At 39.8% G+C, this 20,348-nt stretch carries 17 protein-coding genes and 1 tRNA gene; 6 read left to right on the top strand and 12 right to left on the bottom strand.

Annotated elements, in window-relative coordinates:
• Positions 1–106 precede the first annotated feature (106 nt).
• The 5 genes from recQ to FC85_RS13565 all read right to left on the bottom strand — a co-directional run bounded on the left by recQ (position 107) and on the right by FC85_RS13565 (position 6,980).
• Positions 107–1,870 (bottom strand): DNA helicase RecQ, encoded by a 1,764-nt coding sequence (gene recQ / locus FC85_RS13590; protein WP_057866060.1) that lies wholly within the window; start codon positions 1,868–1,870, stop codon positions 107–109.
• A 258-nt stretch (positions 1,871–2,128) separates the two neighbouring features.
• Positions 2,129–2,938, bottom strand: a complete 810-nt coding sequence (locus tag FC85_RS13585) for a CHAD domain-containing protein (protein ID WP_225427565.1) — start codon at positions 2,936–2,938, stop codon at positions 2,129–2,131.
• A 215-nt stretch (positions 2,939–3,153) separates the two neighbouring features.
• Complete coding sequence (gene rpiA, locus FC85_RS13580) at positions 3,154–3,864, bottom strand: ribose-5-phosphate isomerase RpiA (protein ID WP_057866059.1); 711 nt, start codon at positions 3,862–3,864, stop codon at positions 3,154–3,156.
• Positions 3,865–4,574: 710 nt separating this feature from the next.
• Positions 4,575–6,005: a hypothetical protein gene (locus FC85_RS13570; protein WP_057866057.1), complete on the bottom strand. Its 1,431-nt coding sequence runs from the start codon at positions 6,003–6,005 to the stop codon at positions 4,575–4,577.
• A 12-nt stretch (positions 6,006–6,017) separates the two neighbouring features.
• The gene (locus tag FC85_RS13565) at positions 6,018–6,980 is read right to left on the bottom strand and encodes a hypothetical protein (RefSeq protein ID WP_057866056.1); all 963 of its coding nucleotides are present in this window, start codon (positions 6,978–6,980) and stop codon (positions 6,018–6,020) included.
• A 215-nt stretch (positions 6,981–7,195) separates the two neighbouring features.
• Here FC85_RS13565 and FC85_RS15780 point away from each other — a divergent pair, with 215 nt between their 5' ends.
• Both FC85_RS15780 and FC85_RS13560 read left to right on the top strand, forming a co-directional pair.
• Entirely contained in the window at positions 7,196–7,363 is a 168-nt protein-coding gene (locus tag FC85_RS15780; protein WP_157051298.1) for a hypothetical protein, read from the top strand.
• A gap of 360 nt (positions 7,364–7,723) precedes the next feature.
• A complete protein-coding gene (locus tag FC85_RS13560) occupies positions 7,724–8,155 on the top strand; it encodes a hypothetical protein (RefSeq protein ID WP_057866055.1) in 432 nt (143 codons plus the stop codon).
• 248 nt (positions 8,156–8,403) lie between these two features.
• Here the strand turns inward: FC85_RS13560 and FC85_RS13555 are convergent, their stop codons facing one another.
• The 3 genes from FC85_RS13555 to FC85_RS13545 all read right to left on the bottom strand — a co-directional run bounded on the left by FC85_RS13555 (position 8,404) and on the right by FC85_RS13545 (position 11,433).
• Entirely contained in the window at positions 8,404–8,733 is a 330-nt protein-coding gene (locus FC85_RS13555) for an inorganic diphosphatase (protein ID WP_057866054.1), read from the bottom strand.
• A gap of 222 nt (positions 8,734–8,955) precedes the next feature.
• The gene (locus FC85_RS13550) at positions 8,956–10,434 is read right to left on the bottom strand and encodes an FAD-dependent oxidoreductase (protein ID WP_057866053.1); all 1,479 of its coding nucleotides are present in this window, start codon (positions 10,432–10,434) and stop codon (positions 8,956–8,958) included.
• Between the two features lie 57 nt (positions 10,435–10,491).
• A complete protein-coding gene (locus FC85_RS13545; RefSeq protein WP_057866052.1) occupies positions 10,492–11,433 on the bottom strand; it encodes an NAD(P)H-binding protein in 942 nt (313 codons plus the stop codon).
• Between the two features lie 118 nt (positions 11,434–11,551).
• On the opposite strand from FC85_RS13545, the gene FC85_RS13540 reads away from it, so the two are divergent.
• Positions 11,552–12,463, top strand: a complete 912-nt coding sequence (locus FC85_RS13540; protein WP_057866051.1) for a LysR family transcriptional regulator — start codon at positions 11,552–11,554, stop codon at positions 12,461–12,463.
• A gap of 369 nt (positions 12,464–12,832) precedes the next feature.
• Here FC85_RS13540 and FC85_RS16155 read toward each other — a convergent pair whose 3' ends face one another.
• The 3 genes from FC85_RS16155 to FC85_RS13525 form a co-directional block, all read right to left on the bottom strand.
• On the bottom strand, positions 12,833–14,812 hold the full coding sequence (locus FC85_RS16155) for a DUF5776 domain-containing protein (protein ID WP_225427564.1): 1,980 nt from the start codon (positions 14,810–14,812) through the stop codon (positions 12,833–12,835).
• Between the two features lie 680 nt (positions 14,813–15,492).
• Positions 15,493–15,564: transfer RNA gene (locus tag FC85_RS13530), tRNA-Arg, on the bottom strand.
• A gap of 60 nt (positions 15,565–15,624) precedes the next feature.
• Positions 15,625–15,945, bottom strand: coding sequence for a hypothetical protein (locus FC85_RS13525; RefSeq protein ID WP_057866050.1), 321 nt, complete (start codon positions 15,943–15,945; stop codon positions 15,625–15,627).
• A gap of 204 nt (positions 15,946–16,149) precedes the next feature.
• On the opposite strand from FC85_RS13525, the gene FC85_RS13520 reads away from it, so the two are divergent.
• The 3 genes from FC85_RS13520 to FC85_RS13510 all read left to right on the top strand — a co-directional run bounded on the left by FC85_RS13520 (position 16,150) and on the right by FC85_RS13510 (position 19,541).
• Positions 16,150–16,797 carry an NAD(P)H-hydrate epimerase gene (locus FC85_RS13520; RefSeq protein ID WP_057866049.1) on the top strand — a complete coding sequence of 216 codons (648 nt, stop codon included), beginning with the start codon at positions 16,150–16,152 and terminating at the stop codon, positions 16,795–16,797.
• Positions 16,798–16,956: 159 nt separating this feature from the next.
• Positions 16,957–17,520 carry a M15 family metallopeptidase gene (locus FC85_RS13515; protein WP_057866048.1) on the top strand — a complete coding sequence of 188 codons (564 nt, stop codon included), beginning with the start codon at positions 16,957–16,959 and terminating at the stop codon, positions 17,518–17,520.
• A gap of 140 nt (positions 17,521–17,660) precedes the next feature.
• The gene (locus FC85_RS13510) at positions 17,661–19,541 is read left to right on the top strand and encodes an FAD/NAD(P)-binding protein (RefSeq protein ID WP_057866047.1); all 1,881 of its coding nucleotides are present in this window, start codon (positions 17,661–17,663) and stop codon (positions 19,539–19,541) included.
• Between the two features lie 116 nt (positions 19,542–19,657).
• Here FC85_RS13510 and FC85_RS13505 read toward each other — a convergent pair whose 3' ends face one another.
• Positions 19,658–20,101, bottom strand: a complete 444-nt coding sequence (locus tag FC85_RS13505) for a CopY/TcrY family copper transport repressor (RefSeq protein WP_057866046.1) — start codon at positions 20,099–20,101, stop codon at positions 19,658–19,660.
• Positions 20,102–20,348: the final 247 nt, after the last annotated feature.

The raw sequence follows: 20,348 nt of genomic DNA, 5'->3' as shown, positions 1-20,348 counted from the left end.
CCTTCTCATTTTAAGAGCGGGCATCATTTTTTTGAATTCTTGTGATCTGAATTGTTCAAATCTTTGGAATGAGAGTTTTAACATCTCACGGTTTCTTTTGAAGTATTTAGGCTTCCACGCTTCCCTGATAGTTTGAAATAATCTCAAGAAATTGGTCACCATACTTTGCCAACTTACTCTCACCAACACCCTTAACAGCCAACATTTCTGAATCGTTGGTTGGCATCAGGGCGCTCATTTCATGCAACGTCTTATCAGAGAAAATGACAAATGGCGGCACGCCCTGATCCTCAGCTAATTGACGTCGCAACTGCCGAAGTTGTTCAAAGAGCTCGTCGTTAACCGGTAAACTCTTAGTTGCTTGAATGGCAGACTTGCGAAAGACTTGCTGCGTGCCCTGCAGCACTGCCACTCCCAATGGTGCTACCTTTAAAATTGGAAATTGGCCACCATCGGTAATCAAATAGCCGGCCGCCGTTAAATAATCAATTAATTCAACAATCTTTTTCTGTGATTGACCTTTCATAATGCCGTACGTCGATAGGTCATCAAAATGGAAATTCTTAATCTTTTGACCTTGTGACCCGGCCAATACCTGGGCAACAAGATTTTTGCCAAACCGTTCGTGCATCCGGTAAACACATGACAGCACCTTCTGAGTATCAACTGTGACATCTTGGGATTCTCTGGTGTCAAGACAATTACTACAACGACCACATTTTGGACCATCTTCACCAAAGTAATTTAAAATAAATTGCTGCAAGCATTGCTCCGTATTGGCGTATTGGCTCATCACCTGTAACTTCTTGTATTCACGCTGCTTACTTGCTTCGTCACGATCAGATTGCTCAATGAAGAAGTGCTGAGTCTGAACGTCCCCAATCTTATACAGCAAAATCGCTTCACTTGGAAGGCCATCACGACCGGCACGACCAGCTTCTTGATAATAGGCTTCCAAGCTGCCGGGAACTGAATCGTGAATGACAAATCTAACGTTACTTTTATCAATTCCCATACCAAACGCGTTAGTCGCCACCATGACAAATGCGCGATCATACAGGAAGTCATCTTGATTTTTTCGCCGTTCTTCTCGACTGAGGCCGCCATGATACATCGTGACTGAAAATTGATGTTTGTGAAATAGTTTGGTTAACCGTTCGACTTCTTTTCGAGTACTGGCATAAACAATGCCGGATTGGCCTTCATTTAATTTTAAATAGTCCAGCAAGTATTGATCACTATTTTGATCTTTGATGACTTTAAAAGCCAAGTTGTCCCGTTGAAATCCGGTGTTAACTTCTTCATGGATTCCCAGTCGTTCCTTAATATCATCAGCAACGCGCGGTGTGGCTGTGGCAGTTAACGCCACAATCGTCGGTTTTGTCGGCAACTGATTCAGTCGTTGCGCCAACGCCAAATAACTGGGCCGAAAATCATGCCCCCATTGTGAAATACAATGGGCTTCATCAACGGCTACCAGATCAATCGGCAAAGCCGCTAATTGGGAAAAAGCGCCGGAATCCAGTCGTTCTGGCGAGACATATAGTAATTTAACATCACCATTTCTTGCCCGATCAAACCGATCGCCAATTTCATCGAAGGTTAAACTACTGTTAACGAAAGTGGCTGGAATCCCATTTTCATTTAAAGCGTCCACTTGATCCTTCATCAACGCAATTAAGGGTGAAACCACCAGCGTCAAACCGTTCATTAAAAGTGCCGGAATTTGGTAACATAATGATTTTCCGCCACCTGTTGGCATAATGGTTAAGACATTTTTATGAGCCAGAATATCGTCAATGACGGTCTGTTGCCCCGGCCGAAAACTGTCATACCCAAATTTAGTTTTTAAAAGTTCTTGGGGTGCCATAAATAATTATTGCCGCCTTTCTAAAATGATGAGCTATATAGATTATATACGGAAACGGCCCAAACTTTAACTAATCTGACGTAATCATCACAACCATTTTTTACTTGATTGTTTCGGATCCCTTTTATTCTAGCAACTTTCGTATTCAATCGCACCGTCGAAAATGACCCGCAATAAAAACCGCCTCGAAAATTTCGGTTTCCGAGGCGCTTTCAGCAATAACCAGGAAAAAGCACAATCAGCTGTCGCCATAAATTTCTAAAGATAACTCGACTTTCGAGCTTTCTTAATCGACGTAAACTTCTCACGTTGCGCCTGAGCAATCCGTAACAGCAACGCTCTGTTATTGTCATCTGTTGTTTGGGATGCTAATTGATTTAACGCCACATAATTAACGTGGGCATCTGTAATCGATCCACAGACATCCTGAACCCTTTTTGCCTGGCGCCGAATTTTTTCAGCCTTCTTGGGTACAAATTCGGCGAAATAAGTCGCGGAATAACGCAAGGTTTTCGCCTTTTTGCGAACATGATGAACCCGCGGATAATCTTGGAAATCAAGGTGATCGTATTGCTTAATCAGTTGATGCTTACGTCGTTTTAATTCTTTGGCAATCAATTTAGTCCAGTCTGGCACATGATTAAAGTTCACCGTTTTCAACTGTGCTTTAACTTGATCAAGATCAACTGTTAATTCCTGTTGGACAGAATCTACCAACGTTTGCTGCATTTCCTCATGCCGTTTGTTATCAAACATCTTAAAGAAATCACGGTAATTCGCCTTTCCTTCAGGATGCGCATAGGCAAACGCACCCGCCTCAACAATCAAAACGTCAAGATCCCGCAACGGACTAAAAATTTTGGCAGCGTTGCTAAGGGTTTTATCAAGGGTTTCATATGCTTCCAGTGGCATTTCCCGTTTCAAAAATTTAACCAAACCGCGTAATGTTCGAATCGCTACTCGCAAATCATGAACCCGTTCAGGATCATATGGATTATTTTGATAACGAATTTGCTCCGTTTGAATTGAATGGTATTGTTGCTGCAAAATGGTTGTGATTGACATCATCGCTTAGCCTCCCTTATTTTAAAGCTTAGATAATTGGTAAAAATCAACTTTAACATAACACATTAGGAACATGGCTGACGGATAGACTGTCTCTCTTTTTCTAATTTAGCAGATATTACTTCTCAAATTAAAAGATACCTGCCAGTTTCAAAATAAGATTACGACAGGTATCTTTTAATCATAAACAAAAGTCACTATTTGATCTACCAAAGTAGTTAACGTTTTTTAGAATTAACCAGTATTTCGGGACCAGCCTGTTTGCCAACAACGACCTCATTCACCATCCCCAGAAATAAACCATGTTCAATCACACCAACTATGTTAGTTAACGTTTCGGCCAGCTTACCCGGATCATCAATTTTGTGTAAATGAAGATCCAAGATAATGTTATTGGAATCAGTCTTAAAAAGTTGACCATCGTTACCAATTCTAACAACTGGATTAAAACCAGCATTTGAAAATTGCTTCAAAATGTGGCCACTCCCAAAGGGTTCGACATCCACCGCTAAGGGAAAAGCGCCAATTTGGTTGACAACTTTAGATTCATCAACGACCCAAATCAGCTTTTTGGAATTAACTGCCACAATTTTTTCCCATAGTAAATTCCCGCCACCACCTTTGATGCCATTAAAATTGCGATCTACTTGGTCGGCCCCGTCGATCGTTAAATCAATGGCGTTAACTGCATCCAGATCAACAATCTTGATGCCCAACGACCTTGCCTGTTCAGCAGTTGAGATTGAAGTCGATACGCCGGTAAATTGCAAGTTTTCCTCCTGCACTCGCCGACCTAATTCATCAACCAACATTCTAACGGTTGAACCACTTCCAAGCCCAATAATCATGCCATCCTTTACGTAATCCGCAGCTTTGGTCGCCGCAGCCTTTTTTAACTGATTTTGAAGTTCTGAATTGCCTGCACTCATTACAGTCATCTCCTTAATTGAAGAAGTTCCAAGCTTTTTCAGTGATGGTCAATTATCAACGATCACATCACATTTTCTGTTACGCCCTTATCTCTGAACCTTACCGAAATCAACCAACAGATAAGGTTGTCATCAGTTTAACTGATTAACGGTATAACACAAGAAATCCAATTGTGAATAATTTGTTAATTCTCAGTCAAATGTAGACTATCTCCAAGGATGGATTACGATCTCTAATATCTGACAACGTTTCAACTAAAAGGCCCAGTAAAACCAACGTTCTCAAATGCTGGTTTTACGAGACCATTACTATCTATTTACTTCGAGGCCAAGTTTTGGATCGGTAATCATTGCCACATAAAAGCTATTACTTTATCAATGATCTACCTGCAGTCCATATTTTGGTCCCGTGGAAATTCTTCAGCTGATAATAAACATGCTTTTTCCCGTCTACCTTGATAATCTCTTTCTTTAACTCATGGCAGTTGTCTTTTCTGCTATTTTTCGGCTTTATCCTCATAGAAACGTATGTAGGATCCCACCTCTTATTCTGCATTAGAGATCCATCCAAAGCAGCGTGCAATGATCACTTTCACTTGCTATATTGTAAAACTCAAAAAAGCGTCTACCACCCTCAATCAAAGGTATCGTGGACGCTTTTTGAAAATAATGAAGGAATTCGCTTCAACCGAAATTTAGTTGACATTTTCCTAATTCCCTGCCCGGGTCATTACTTGTTGATAATAATCATCGGATTTGTATAAATAATCCATTACCGACACAGGACTATTGATGTTAGCTGTAGCAAATGTAATCGTTGATTTATTGGGAACCTGCAGGGTAAATTTCACAAGAGTTGGATCTTCCGCAGTTCCCCACTGAATACTATACTGATGCTGCCAAGTCCCATTTATTAATTTATAATCAGAAATTTCGCTATTACCAACTTGTCGATAATGGGTCACTCCTTTGACTGCTAGTATACCGGCAAAAATGGCGTTTGACCATGGATTACTAGTACCGATCCACAAGCCATTCTTCTGAACCGGTTGATCTTTAGGAAGTTCCAGCATATCACTCGTTAAAACATAATGGGGACTATTATTACCAAAATTAACTAAAGAAAAATCACCATTATCGCCATAGCCTGAATTCACCACACCAACCCTTGGAACTGGATTAATGGAAACGGTTGGAATTATTGGTAGGCATTCCAAGGAAACCGCTGCTTGTAAATCAGGAAAGATATATTCTTTGCCAACCAAGTAAGTAACGGTATTCAGATCACTAGATTCAGAGGTTGATCCGGGATGTTTAATTATCTCCAATATATTCTTGGTTACACCAGCATCTTTCCAAACAAATGACGCATCACTTTGAGCAGTTGGTCTGTCAGCATCGTCGTCTCCATACTGCAAAGTTGGTAGTTTAACAATTTGGTTATCCTGCGTCTGATATTTCTCCATCACAATTCTGAAATAGTCCCAATTACCAAACTTCGTCTTAACATAGTTTACAATTTGGTTGATATCATCAGTTCCTGGGATTTGAGCATACTTTTGCAGAACAGCAGCCTTGACCTCCACAAAACTTTTACTTGGCGTGGCAGTCGCTGGATTTGGATTCACCACTGGCAAACCATCAGTTTTTACTGAATACGGAACATTAGCGTACAAAATTCCCCTTGCTTTATCCTGATTTGTTTGACTATCAGTTGAAGTTAGACTGCTCCCTGTCGCTGGCGTAGTGGTTCCTGATGAACCGCTTTCACGGACTGTGGAAGATTCATTAGGATTGACCCCGGTTGATAAATATCCCCGCCAAATATAGCCGGTTACTTCCCCATTACCACTAGTAACGTGATAGTAAATTCGACTTTTGTATCCTGAATTCATTTTAATGGCTGCCGATTTATACCAGGTTGTTCGAGAATAATTTTTTAAGTTATGAAGCACTCGAGTATGGTGAGCATTCCAAAGGTAAATTGAGCCGGCCATTTTAGCGTGATAGGCAACGCTGGGTGAATACGATCTTGTTTTAAGCCAGCGATAATAATCAGCACGAACAGTTGTCGGGTTAAGGGCTCCCAGCAGACCCGCCGCAGCTAAACCAACGGTGAGTATTACAATACGTTTTTTCAAAATGCAATCCTCCTAATTTGACTGGTCAGTTTGGCCGGCCTTAAATAAAGCCACAACATACCGGACAGCAAACGTCGATGAGGAAGGGACATGCCGAAGGTCCTGGTTCAAATAAGCGTGATTAATCGGCCTACTGTCAATTCCGATTTGCCACCCCTTGTATCGGTTAGGGTTAACACCTTGGGCCTTCAAATCATTTAGCACAAATTCCTTTAATGGTAACTGACCGCTATCAAGTGCTTTAATTTGAGCAACCGTTGTTGGCTTTGCCACTCGAATAAACTTAATTGCTTTTGTATCGTTGGCGTCAAGACCTCTCTTTTGCAAAAAGGCTTGTTTTGCCTTAACTGAACTTGGTGATGAAAGATCAGTTGTATTATCATCCAAAGTTGTCTCAGCCAATTTGGCTAAATCCCAATTCTGAAGTGTGCCGGGAAACAGTGGATAAAGTGATCGATCCTGCCAAAACATCGTTGCAAAATCCATTTGGTCACCATCGTCCTCACCATTATGGTAAGTCGCGGCAAGATCGCTGAGTTCAGCGGGACTGGGATCCGGCACGCCAAAATTATTAGTTGACGTCGACTTATTCAGCATAGTCTTGGTACTCAACAATTGACGTTCCGGTTTAACATAACCGTGCCAAACGTACCCATCAATCTTGGCTTTCGGACTGTTCACATAATAAAAATAACCCGTCTTTTTACCGTTGGTCATTGTTAATAATTCCGAAGCATACAAATCCGCGCGAGGATAATTTGTCAAATGATGCAGCTGCTTGGTTAATGTCTGATTCCACAAAAAAGCTTTGCTGCTTTGTCCATTCCACTTGAATGCATCCCCATTTAAGAGCACATTTTTAATAACGTGATACGTCCCGGCAGCTTGAACCGGTTGGCTTGGCGCACCTAAAAAACCGATCCCAATGCTGGCGATAACCCCAATTGATCCCCAAAGTGCTAACTTTTTCTTCAAAATACCACCTGATTTTCTTTATAGTTATCCCCCTTGATTATTATCATAGGGCTGGGTGGACAATTTGGCAATCTGAATTGAAACAATTAATAAGGCTTTAATACCCCTAATGACAAACGATGAAGTAACGGTTATGATTATTTTGATGGTAACATAGGATTTTTGTTAAATATTCAATTACTACCAACTCAAAACAATAAAGGAGATTGTTTATTATGGGACAGTCAGAAGCGCAAAAGCGAGCCAGAAATAATTACGTAAAGCGTCATCCAGAACGCATCAAATATCAGCATTACAAAAGCACTGCTCGCCTTTTTGTGAAGATGGCATCGCAAGAAGACTTAGTAGACTTGATTAATTTTATCCATGCCCATCAGAAATAATTTTTATCAAACAATTTCAAAACAAAGACAGCCAGTTTCCTAATTACGGAAAATCAGCTGTCTTACTTTATAACCCAATGGGATATTTTCAGTATCATTTAACAGTATTTGATACTGAAAAGAAGACAATGATCCCGAAAACATTTACTAGTAAATGGAAAAAAGCCGATCCGGTGACTACTAACCATTTGGTTCTCCCAACGAATATCCAGTCAGATTTTGATGGTGATATTCTAAGTAACTGATTTCGATCTGATAGACATGGATGTGAAATTAACCAATCTTTTACAAAAATGGATCATTCATTTGTCAATCCCGGGCGTATACTGAAATCGTAATTAGGATTATTGGAGGGATATCATGAAATTAAATAGATTTACTGCCGGGATAATAATGACTGCTTTCATTGGTGCGGGGATATTGGTCAGTTCACAGCCGGTTCATGCTGCCAGCTGGCATAGTGGCACACCAACGGTTTTACGCGGAAAATGGCGAACCAAAGTGCTTCATGAATCAGGGACTCCCTACACGCGACGAGGTTATCTCAGTGTCAAATCACACAGTTTTAATTGGCACGCGGCTTTTGTTCCAGATCCAAGCTTTGGAGCCCACGCTAAATATCAGCGCTTAAGTAAGGGTAACTACATCATTGCTGGTCGAAATTACGGTAACGAACCTGCTGGTGGCGTTGTTTTGAGCTATCACGTTCGCTTGTATAATCGACATAAGTTGTATTTTAAAGGTCTTGGTACTGAAAAATTCTGGCCCGGTCACGTCTATTACAAATATTAAATTTCATTAGAATCTCAATAAGTCATAAAAAAAGAAGCCCATTTTTGATAGGTCTTCTTTTTTATTATTCTAATTGGGCTAAAATTCTAGGCTTAAAATGCATAATAAGAATCTCGTCAGAGGGGGGGTCTCTCATTAAAACAACCCCCACGACTAACCAGGATCACATATCATGTACCTCGGAAACACATTTTTACGCCTTGCATCGAGGAGAAAAATATTTATCATAACAACCGCAAATTTAAGTTTTAGATCATTTCAATATTCGAATTAAAATACTGCTCCATAAAGTTGACTCGATCTTTAATCTGTTTTTTGGTAAACATTTCTTCAGGCGTTGTTGCCACCCACTTTTCCTCTACATCATCTTCTCGATGGATAATGGCAATAACTTTACCCTCAAAGACAGAAATTGGCTGGGTAATAAAGTTCGAAATAATATAAACATCTTGCAATTCACCATCACCGCCAATAACCCCAGGAATAAAACCATAGTTAATTGGATATGGCACATGATGAGTTAAATCGGTATAACCAATTGGACGATCAATTTTAACGTGAATCATTTTAGATCTCACTTTTGCTAACCTCCAATTATCATTCATATATTTCAGAATCATGGTGGCAGTATAAACGGTATCTGTAATTAGTCCCAAACGATTAGTTCACATCTGGTGCTTAGTAAAAAATATAATTCCTTGAAAAATTGTCGGAATTACTTGTCCAGTCAAAATAAGGCAGGAAAGAGATCATATTTCTAACAACTTTTTTCCACTTCCTGAATCTTACATTTGGTACAGTTATAAATTAATCAACTGCTGAACGGCTGACTCACCGGCAATCCGCCCAGAATTCCATGCAAATGAACAACTGATCCCTTCCAGTGTTGGGTATGAGGTGTCATACATGCCAGTTGCGTTATTACCAGCCACATATGCCCCGGAAATTGATTTTAAGTTTGCCGTCAAAACTTGCATCTTAGAATTGGTTTTTACACCACCAATTGTTCCCAAAGATGTTGAATTTGCTCTAACCGCATAAAATGGACCTTGAGATACAGGAAACTGTAAATATTTTGCAGGCTTATAAAACTGAGTATCCTCATTAGTTTTCACTATTTGATTATATCCATCCAAATTAGCTTTAAGTATGTGATAAGGTATATTTAACTTTGTGGCAAGACCTTTCAAGCCATTATCCTTCCAAGCAACATGTTGTTCAACCGCCTCATTCAGATCAGATTCGATTCTTGGAAATGGGCCGACCTTGTGAGTAACTGGTTGATTCTGAAGGCTTTTAAATGTGCGTTCAAAAGAATCAGTCCAATTTAATGTCTGGTTTTTCAAATAATCGACCGTATTTTGATCAATGATAAAGTAATAATAACCCCCCATTGTATAAGTAATATTACCCCAAAGTGCAAAGTCATAGCAAATAGCTTCATTGACAAACCGGCTGCCTTCACGATTAATCCACAGAAAGGGCAGATTAGTAAGCGTAAAAATAGTGGCATTGTGCCATTTCGGATTCTGGAAGGATACTACTGACGCAGCATGGTTTTCAAAAGTTCCAAGATGTTTAACATCGGCCCCAATTTCAGCTAACATTCGAATACCATCTCCGGTCGCTTTCCGCTCACCCATACTATACAAATTTGAACTATCAATGCCTAAATTTGCTTTTACCATTTCGGAATTACCAATATAACCGCCATCAGCAACAATAACAGCCTGACACTTGATAATATCTGTCTGTTGGTTTCGTCTAATCTCGACACCGCTAATGATACCTTTTTCATTAATCAGCTTGCTGGCAGTGGTCTTTGTGAGTAAACGACCACCACTATTCTTAAAATAATTAACCATATAATCAAAGGCCGCAAATTTGTCGATATACTGATGATATACCTTAGGATGATCTTGATGAACCTCCTGCGTATTATTAACCAATTCCGTTTTAAGACCATGTTGCCCAAGCCAATTAATCGTTTCAGCAGATTTTTCTAAAATAGCTTTTGTAATCGTGGGATCTGAACGATAATGAGTATAGTTCATCAGTTCGGAATAAGCATCTTTTACAGTAAATGAACTCCCATCAGCTTTTTGTTGACAACTTTCAACTGCGAACAATCCTTGCGCCCCAAACAGACCAGCACCACCAACTTTATCCCCCTTTTCAAGTAAGATAACCTTTTTTCCAGCATCTACACAAGTTAAGGCGGCACCAAAACCAGCTGCCCCCGCTCCAATTACAACAACCTCTGTCTGATATGACATCATAAATACCTCTTTTACGTATTTTGACAATATAAATTCTGCAAATAAATTTTGTGCACGCTAACCGTGATCAACAGAATGACGGTCACCAATTTGATACTGATCGGCATGCTCAAACAAATACTGAATATTCTTTGGCTGACGACCCGTTAAAGTCAAAAAGTCATTTGAATAAGTCGCCATTTTCCCCAATCGAATTGCTTTACCAAAAGTTACCATCCCATCAGAAGAGAACGGAGCACTAGAACCTTTCTTGAAATTACCATCCGTTGTCCGTGGAACACCCATTTTGTCAAAAATAGCATAATCCTCATCATCACTGACTGACTTGTAGGTAACATCATTCCCAGTAATTTGATTACCAATTTCAACTAAACGAGCAATCGTCGTAAGTTCAGGGCCATTGATATTTAATATTTCACGATGCAGGTATGGATTGGCAACTGCATATGCGGCCGCATGGGCACAATCTTCACGGGAAATATAAGCCATCTTTCCCTCAGCCTGGTTATTGGCTAGAACACCGTTTTTCCCAACTGCAAAGTAATTAGAAATCATTGCTTCGGTATATTGAGAATTTCGTAGAAAGAGATAGTCTAAAGTTGTATTTTCTACATACGATTCTGTCCAAGCATGATCAATCTTTTCAATACTTGGATTAGTCGGATCCGTGGCGTTGACTAAAGATGTATAAATAATTTGTTTCACATTTCCGGCAACACAGGCATCAACAACATTTTTATGAGCTGATCGGCGCTTTTCCCCAACAAACGGCATAGAAATCAATAATAATTTATCGGCATTTTTGAAGATTCTAGTTAACTCTTGAGCATCGTTAAAATTGGCAACCGCTGTTTTAATTCCCTGTTCTTCATACTTCTTTAACCTTTCACCAGTAGGTGCGGTAAATAACAAGTCCTGCTTTGGGACAAGTGTTTGAATCTTCTCAGCTACGATACTTCCAAAATTTCCATCAACACCTGTTACAATATATTTTGACATTTGAATGTCCTCCTTGATAATTATTTCACAATTAATTATAACAGCGTTTTCATTACGATTAGCTGGCTACTTGGTTAGCCTCCCCATAAAAAAGTTAAAGCTAAAGGAGATATAAACCATGATTGATGACAAATTACTTTACTTTTTATTTGCAGCTGAAAATTCAAGTTTCTCGAAAACTGCGGCACATTTTTTTATTTCATCAACTGCCGTTAGTAAAGCGATCGCAAACTTAGAAGCTCGAATTGGCGTTCAACTATTTTTACGACATAAAAATTCTATTGAGTTAACAGCTCAAGGTCGCGCATTTTATGAAAACGCCAAATTTATTGCTTCAGACTATCAAAATGCAATTGAAGCGGCTAAAAAAGTTGGGGGTATACAAAAAAAGCCTATAAAAATAGGCTTTTCAAGTATATATGAAGCTAGACTAGTCACACCTGTAATTAACAAGTTTCTAAAAAAATACCCAAAGATAAAAGTAACTTTTACTCATCGTAGTGTTGAACAATTGCTGCAAGCCATTGATGAAGGTTCCATAGATATTGGACTAACCTTTGAAAAATCGAAAGTTTCACCTTCAATCACAGCTGTTTCTCTGTATGAATCAGACTATCTCATTGGATTGTCTAAAGAAAATCAACTTGCAAACAAGCAGATCCTAACCTCAAAGGATCTCCTTTCAGAAACATGTGGCTATTATAGCCAATACAATTCTGCATTAGCCAGACAACTATTACTATACTCAGCTAGTCAAAATGGATTCCAAATCAATCAATTAAAACAATATGAAACATACGAAACTTTACTAATTTCCGTTGCTACTAATCAGTGTTTTGCATTCTTCCCAAAACTATTTGCCATTCCGAATTGGTTTCCAGATATCACATTTGTTCCTGCCGAAAAAACATTTAGCTCTTACCAATTAGTTGCACTACAAAAGAAGGCAGCTAGTCGTGATTCTGAGTCCTCTTTATTAATTGATTTTTTAAAACGAAAAATTCTAAATTCTATTGGAATTAATCTTTAATAAATTAGTTCGCTGTATAGTAGTAAAATAGAATAATAAATTTTAGTTATTTTCCGGTGGGAGCTATTCTTATTCTTGGATTTCAGTAATTCATTTATCCTTAAATATAAAAAACATTGTACTGTATTTTTCCCCTTGAATGATATAAACATTTTTCCCTACATCATAACAAGTCGAATTAAAAAGACTTAATTACGACAATACCATTAAGGGACAACACAGCAAATAGTTAACTTGTTAATCTCGCCCCTTCCCGAAATTTCAATACACGTTACATTCACCAAATTGCACCATTAAAAAAAGTGACGAACCAAAATTCGTCACTTTTTTTAATCAATTTATTATTTTAATTTCATTTAATCATGCTTATCAATAGTTGCCAGCGATGATTAACTTCTTATTTGCTGTGATATATTTACCATTACTCAACTGATAACGAGTGGTCAAATTATGTTTAACCAACTTCTTAACTGTCAAACGAACACCTTTCTTGTAGTGCTTGGCTTTACCAGTTAAGTTAGCTGACTTGTATGCATTGACACCTTTTTTAGAAATCACAGTTATCTTCTTGGATTTTGGAACGCTTGCGTAATAAACTGGCACAACGTATTTCCGACTGACGGTAATATAACCAATCTTACCAGCAGTTTTACGAGCATGGTTCACATCGCGTACTCTATATCTTAATGCACCATTAGCGGCACGCTTATAGCCAGTAACAACAAACATTGGTCGGTTAACCCGCTTTTGCTTAGGATACCAAGCAACCCGCTGAGACTTTTTGAAGTTAGCATTCTTATACAAGCCAATCTTCTTAGTAGCATAGACCGCTTCACCTTTAACCGCAATGTTAGGACCTACCAAAGTTGAAGGATTTGTTGTCGTAGTAGGTGTTGAACTAGTAGACGTTGAACCACTTGTATTTCCAGAATTGTTGGATGTGGTTGAACTGCCTGTTGTTCCTGTACTGGTTGTCGAAGAACCGGTCGATCCAGTATTACCCGATGTTGATCCTGGTTGTTTAACCAATACATTAATAGTCTTGGTAACATTAATGGTCTTCCCGCCCTGCGTAATTGGCAGAGTAATCTTAACCGTCTTGGATCCTGGATTCTTAGTGTCAACATTACTTGCTACAGTTACATTTAGCCCATGTTCTTTGGCTTCTGCAACCGTATATGGATTATCGACTTGATACCAGGAAGCTGGATCGTTAATCTTGATGTAATCATTCGGATCAAACTTCGCACCATAATCAAGGGTGGTTGGCATAGCGTTGGCGTCAATTACTTGAACTGGCTGAAAAACAACATTACCGATATCTCCGGTATTTAGCTTGCTCAACGCATCATTTGGATACTGATGACCAGGATCATTAGGATTATAGACCGATCCCCACTTGAATCTGGTAAGGCCGTTTGCCATTACATAACCATTACTATTCAGCATTTCCAAAACCGTTTGTCCATTAGTAGCTTTATCCATTTTCTCGGGGTCTAAATAAAAGAAAGCACCAGAATAATATGTTTTATCGCTTTCCCCAGTATTCAAATTATCAATTGTCAATTCATTCGGATCACCCACTGACCGAATATTTGGCATTAAATTTTGAATATCGGTTGCTTGTGTATACTCATAGTCCTTATTTCGAGTTGCAACCAAGTATTTTTTACCCACGTTGAAGTGCTTATCTATCTCGGCTTGACTGAGCTTTTTGGCAAAACGCACACTCAAATTATTAGCACTACCAGTTGGATTTGCAATCGACTCTGAGCCAATTGTAAACGTTCCATTTGCATTATTGGTATTAACCTTATCAAGGTTGTCAACTTTTAGCGGAACCGAAATGGATAGAGTTTCCTGTGGCCATAGCACACTGTTTTCAAAGTTAATAAACTCAAGCTTGCTTGGATCCTCAGTTTTAAGCTTATCGCTGTCAGTATAACTAACCGAATCCCCATTAGTAAAATGGTATAAGATAGCCGTAAAGGGCTTTACGTAATGAGTCAAGTCAAAATCATTCACGCCACTAATATCAATCGTAGGCATGCCACCAGCCACAACGTTAGGCGAATCTTTGACCACCTGTTGCTTATTCCAATGTATTGGTAAATACATGTTGCGGTTAGTTGTTACGAATTTGCTCGCATCAGTAGCGGTATTAGTTAAGTTATAGTGTTCTACCAAATTGGAACTATTTTGCCCAAACTGGTCAACATCAATGATGGAATTTGCCATCGGTTGAGTAGTTGGATCTGCGGGGGTGGTGACACCCGGAGTGGTATTCTGATCACTACTTTGAGCGTAATTACTTTTCTGATCACCACTTGTTAAAAATAAATTATGCACGATACCAAGGGAATCCTTGACATCAGTTGTTTGGGGACTATTCCCATTATATATAATCGGACTACTATCATCCGCATTAGCAACCGTAGGGGCTGTCGCTACCCCCCCAATGTAAAGAAAACTGTTGGTAGTAAAGCAACTTTCAGTAGTTGCTTTACTCTTCGATGTAACTTAATATCCATATATTCTCACTTCCCATTAATAGTTGGTGTCTCACTAACCATTTTGACACCACTTATGTTTAGTTTAACACATCATTTGAATATAACTGCGTGTTTATCAATTTCTGATGCTAATGAGAGCTGTTTGTCACTACAAGCGCTAAAACTCAATACAAAGTTCATCTAATAATTATAAAGTCACTTCAGCATTACTTTGAATCACATTTTTGACGGTACCTATTGTATTAGGGTATTCTCATACTGATATTTTGGTACCAAAATTACTGGGGAAACAATAATATCATAGATGATTTAAAACGAATGACATTGCATGGTATTGGTCATGCGATTGCGATTAGTCGATTTCAGATACCTTACTCGTTTTAAACACTTACACTCACTTAGATGAAAGTATAAAAAAGAAACCACTGAAAAATTCAGTGATTTCCTCGCAAATTAACGTAGATGCCGCAAGTATTTATACAAATGCCATAACAACAGCACGTAACGACTATTTGATGCGTCCCCCGAGAGTCGAACTCGGATCATGAGGACCGAAATCTCATGTGCTATCCATTACACTAAGGACGCCTTACGTCATACAATTATACTGGTTTCACATTAATATTACAAGATAAAAATTACCTTTAACTACTGTGCCACCTCATCTGCCTGGTCTTCCAAGTATGTCAGCAATTTATCAGTGTTTGCCTTAAAATCACTTTCAAACGATTCGCTCATTGGCTGAATTTTTTTAATCAATTGATTGTGTAAGCCAACCACATGAATTTCATTGCCAACCAGCTTACCCGTATCATAATGACCGTCTTCCGCGTAATCCAAATAGGCTTGAAAGGTGTCTTCAATTGTTTGACGCATGACCTGCTTCTTAGTCACCTTTGGATTGTGGGCTTTTTTAATCGCAAATTTATCCTCAAACTCACGCATATTTTCTGGAAATTCCAATGACATTCTCTCACCTCATCTATTTTTCTACTATTATAGTTTAACATCTTTCGCAAATTTGGTTTATTTCTTGCAATCAGGCAACGTTTAGTCGACCATAGGTAGTGTAAGCAACATTTTCGGACAATTTGAGTTAGCTGGATGACGCCATCCAACTAACAATCAATGGCTCGAAAATTGAGTTACTATTTTTCTAAGGGGGAACAAATTATGTCTGAAACAATTTCTGTTGAAGAATCGCGTCAATTAGATAATAAAACAATCAATGAAATCGGCATCCCTTCCATGGTTCTGATGGAACGTGCCGGTCTTAAAATTTACGAAGATATGATTCACAATGATGATTTAGATTTAAGCAACACGTTAATTCTCGCCGGAACCGGCAATAATGGTGGCGACGGTTTGGTTGTCGCCCGTCTATTATCCACTCATGGCTATAAAGTCAGCATCCTAACCGTTGGCAATCCCGATCATGCCAGCGACGATCACAAAAAGCAACAACATATTTGTGACTATTATGAAATTCCCAAAGTCTTTTTAAATGAAAGATTCGATAACTACACGACATTAGTTGACGCCTTATTTGGCAGTGGCTTGTCACGTAACGTTGGTGGCGACTTTGCGACTGTCATTGACAAAGCTAACGCCTCAGATGCCAAAATTCACGCAATTGACATTCCATCCGGTTTAAACGGCGACACGGGCGAAGTCATGGGGACCGCTATCGAAGCCACTTCAACTTCGACAATCGCTTACGCAAAGGAAGGCATGGTTAAAGCAGCTGCTAAACCATATACAGGCAAAATCTTCGTTGATGATATTGGCATTTACAAGGGATTAGTTGCTGAAACGAAGTGATTTAGCACTCAAAAATCAACAAACTTGCTATAATTAGATTAATGTTTATCAAAAATAGAAATTTGTTGTTTCTAAGCGTTGCGGAAGCTACCGGTTGTGATTATAATCCAGAACAATATGACCGGGACGTTTCTGCCCACTTTATCAGGAGGTGCCAATATGGCCAGCAAAAAAGATCAGGGATATATTAATATTAAAGACGTCGACCAAGACGTTATCGTTGACTTAAAGTATGCAACCAGCGATAATTTCACGCATCAAGTTGTTTACGACTTCAAGGACGCCATTTCTAGAATCGATACTGTTAAGAAGTTGGCAAATGCCAGTAAAGCACTCAAGGCAAAGGGCTATCGACTTAAGATCTGGGATGCCTACCGCCCAACCTACGCACAAAGACGGTTATTCGAAGTTTATCCGGATCCAATCTGGGTTGCCCAGCCCGATCCAAACTTTAGCCACCAAAAAGGCGTGACGTTCGACATTACTCTGACTGATCAAGCCGGCAACGACATTGAAATGCCAACCGCATTTGATGATTTTACCGGTGCAGCCAAGCGCAGTGCGAAAGCCACTTGGTCCCCCGAAGCTCAAAAGAACTATGATATTTTAAATGATGCCATGACAGCAGCCGGATTTGTCGGCTATGAGAATGAATGGTGGGATTTCCGCGATTCAGACGCTGACGAATTTGGGCCACTTGAGGTAGACCCAAAGGATTATTAAAATTTAATGATGCCCGATTAGATAAAAACGCATTGTTGTCAGCCCCTCGTGTAAGTTTCTAAACAAACTTAGTCAAAGAGGTTTTTGCAATGCTGCGTTTATCTTAACCTGGGACACCTTTCAGAATTAGGAGCAAGAAAATGAAAGTTGGAATCATTGGTGCTGGGCCAAGAGGGATTCTTTTGACCTCACAGCTATTTAATCAGTATAAATATCGATCAGATCAATCAGAAGAACTTGAAATTACGCTATTTGACCCTTATGGGATCGGCGGCCGAGTTTGGCGAACCGATCAGTGGTCAGGTCTGCTTATGAACACCCCGGCTGATCAAATCACCTTATTCACAGATAAATCAGTCAACATGACCGGTGAAGTTTACGATGGTCCGTCTTTATTTGAATGGGCTGCAAGCAGTGAGGCCCATAATTATTTAATGACCAACCAATATTCACAAGACCTTATTGAAGCTGCGGCTAAATTGGGCGGCAGTGACTATGCCCCCCGGCCACTTTACGGTGCCTACATCAAATGGTTCTATCAAGAACTTATTAATCAGCAACCAACTCAATGCCACGTTGATCTGGTCGAGGACGAAGTGGTTGAGCTGACAGAAGCATCTACAAATCAAGTTTCAATCAAAACCGCCAACAAAGATTATTCTTTCGACAAGGTTGTGATGAGTCTTGGCCAACAGGACAACTATCTTAATCAAGAGGAACAGAAATTAGCGACGTATGCACAAGACAACAACCTCACCTATTTAGCCCCCACTCATCCCGGTGACGCTGACCTCAGCAACATTCCTTCAAGTGAAACCGTTATTATCCGTGGCTTGGGCCTGAGTTTTAACGACTACGTCTCTGAACTAACGCTTGGACGCGGTGGCAGTTACATGACAAATGATGATGGCAGTCTGTCCTATCAACCTTCCGGGCGTGAACCACGAATTGTTGCCGGCTCCCGACGTGGCATTCCATATTATCCAAAAGCCGTGAGTGAAAAGGGCTATGGTGAATTGGCGCCCGCTTATTTCCTCACTGACGAAAAGATGGATGCAGCTTCAGTTGACGGTTACCTGCCCTTTGATAAATTCATCGAACTGTTACGTTCGGATATGGAATTGGTTTACTACTCACTATTAATCAACGATCGCTATCCAAATAAAAATGCAACTGAGTTTAAACAGCGATTTATCAAAACCGATGACCGGAAATCCCTGCTGGATCAATACCAGTTTGCTGAAGAGGATATTTTAGATTGGGATTACATTCTTAATCCATTTAAAGATGTTAAAGTAATTGGGACTGAAGATTACCAGGGAATTTTGGTTAATTGGTTAGATAACGTCACTAAAGACGCTAATCAAGGCTCTAAAACCGGCCCGGTTGGATCTGCTTTGGAATTACTGCGGGACTATCGGCCAATCTTTAGAAAAATCATTGCTGATCATCGTTTCTCAAATGATGATTATGTTAATAAATTTCTAAGATCGTTTAGTTCCGACAATAGCTTCCTATCTGTTGGCGCACCTTCTTTACGAAGTGAACAATTGTCCGCCTTAATTCGTAGCGGTTTGGTCAGGCTCTTGGCACCGGGAATGGAAGTCAAGGGCGATAACGGCTGGTTTGTCACCGCTGCTCCACGCCGAAACGCTGACAAGTTTAAAGCCTCTGCCTTGCTTGAAGCCCGGGTTCCAAAAGCGAATTTAGACATTACCGCCAATCCATTGTTGGAAAGCTTGGTAAATAATCAACTGGCCCGAACAATGAAAATCAACGTTAATGGTCAAGATGTTGGTGTTTCAGCAGTTGATGTCGATGAAAGCACCGATCAGCTCCGTAATAAAGCCGGCTTTGTTCAGCCGCACGTTTACATTTGGGGCGTCCCACTTGAAGGCTTGCGTTTTACAACCAACGCCAGTCCACGACCCGGCGTTAATGATACCAGCTTACAAACAGCGGATCTAATTGCAGCAGAAGTGCTGGGATTGAAGACTGCTCAGGATGTTGATGTTAATTAAATTTTCGTTTAATCAAAAAAGCGGCCAAGACAAAAATGTCTTGATCGCTTTTTCCATCAATTTTCGAGAAATTATTTCATTCGTCGAAATATCAATTGTTAAATTGGCAAGCTAATTTAACAATCACAGTCCTGTTTCACATCCTTGGGAAGACAATTGCATTCAACCATTTCCGGGGCAGTTTTAGCCTTCTGAGCCAGAATTTGCTGTAAGTTTTTAATATCATCTTGGGAAAGGTCACGGCTCTCGATAACATTAGCAAGCGTTGTTCCCGCCTGCATGGCACACATATGGTCAAACAGATCAGTTGCAGCAGCTGTCATCGAGTCTTGCTCGCCAACTGCCGGTGCATAACTAAATGGCCGGCCGGTACCAATCTTTTGAACGGCATTTTTCTTGATCAGTCGATTTAAGAGTGTTTTTGTCGTTGATTCAGACCACCCCCGCGCCTTATCCATTAATCCAATCAGTTCGTGACTCGTCACCCGTTTCAAAGTCCAAATTGCACGCATAACTTCCCATTCTGAATCTGAAATTGTTACTTCTTTGGCATCAATCATCTGGTTACCTCCGCTTTATTTCACAGTCGCAAATTTCTTATACTCTTAGTTTACACTTGTAAACTCATAATGCAAGAATTGTCTTGCCTGTTTCTTAACTGCGAATGGCCTTTGTTACTTAGCCAAAACGTGCAAAGAAACCGCAGCTTCCGGCCATACAAGATTCCAGCTTGGCTGAATTTTAACTGCGAATGGCCTTGCTACTTTAGTTAAAACGTGCAAAAGCCAAGCAGCTTCCGGCCATATA

The organism is Lentilactobacillus diolivorans DSM 14421, from assembly GCF_001434255.1.
GTDB classification, from domain to species: Bacteria; Bacillota; Bacilli; order Lactobacillales; family Lactobacillaceae; genus Lentilactobacillus; species Lentilactobacillus diolivorans.
This window is presented reverse-complemented; position numbering and strand designations above follow the sequence as displayed.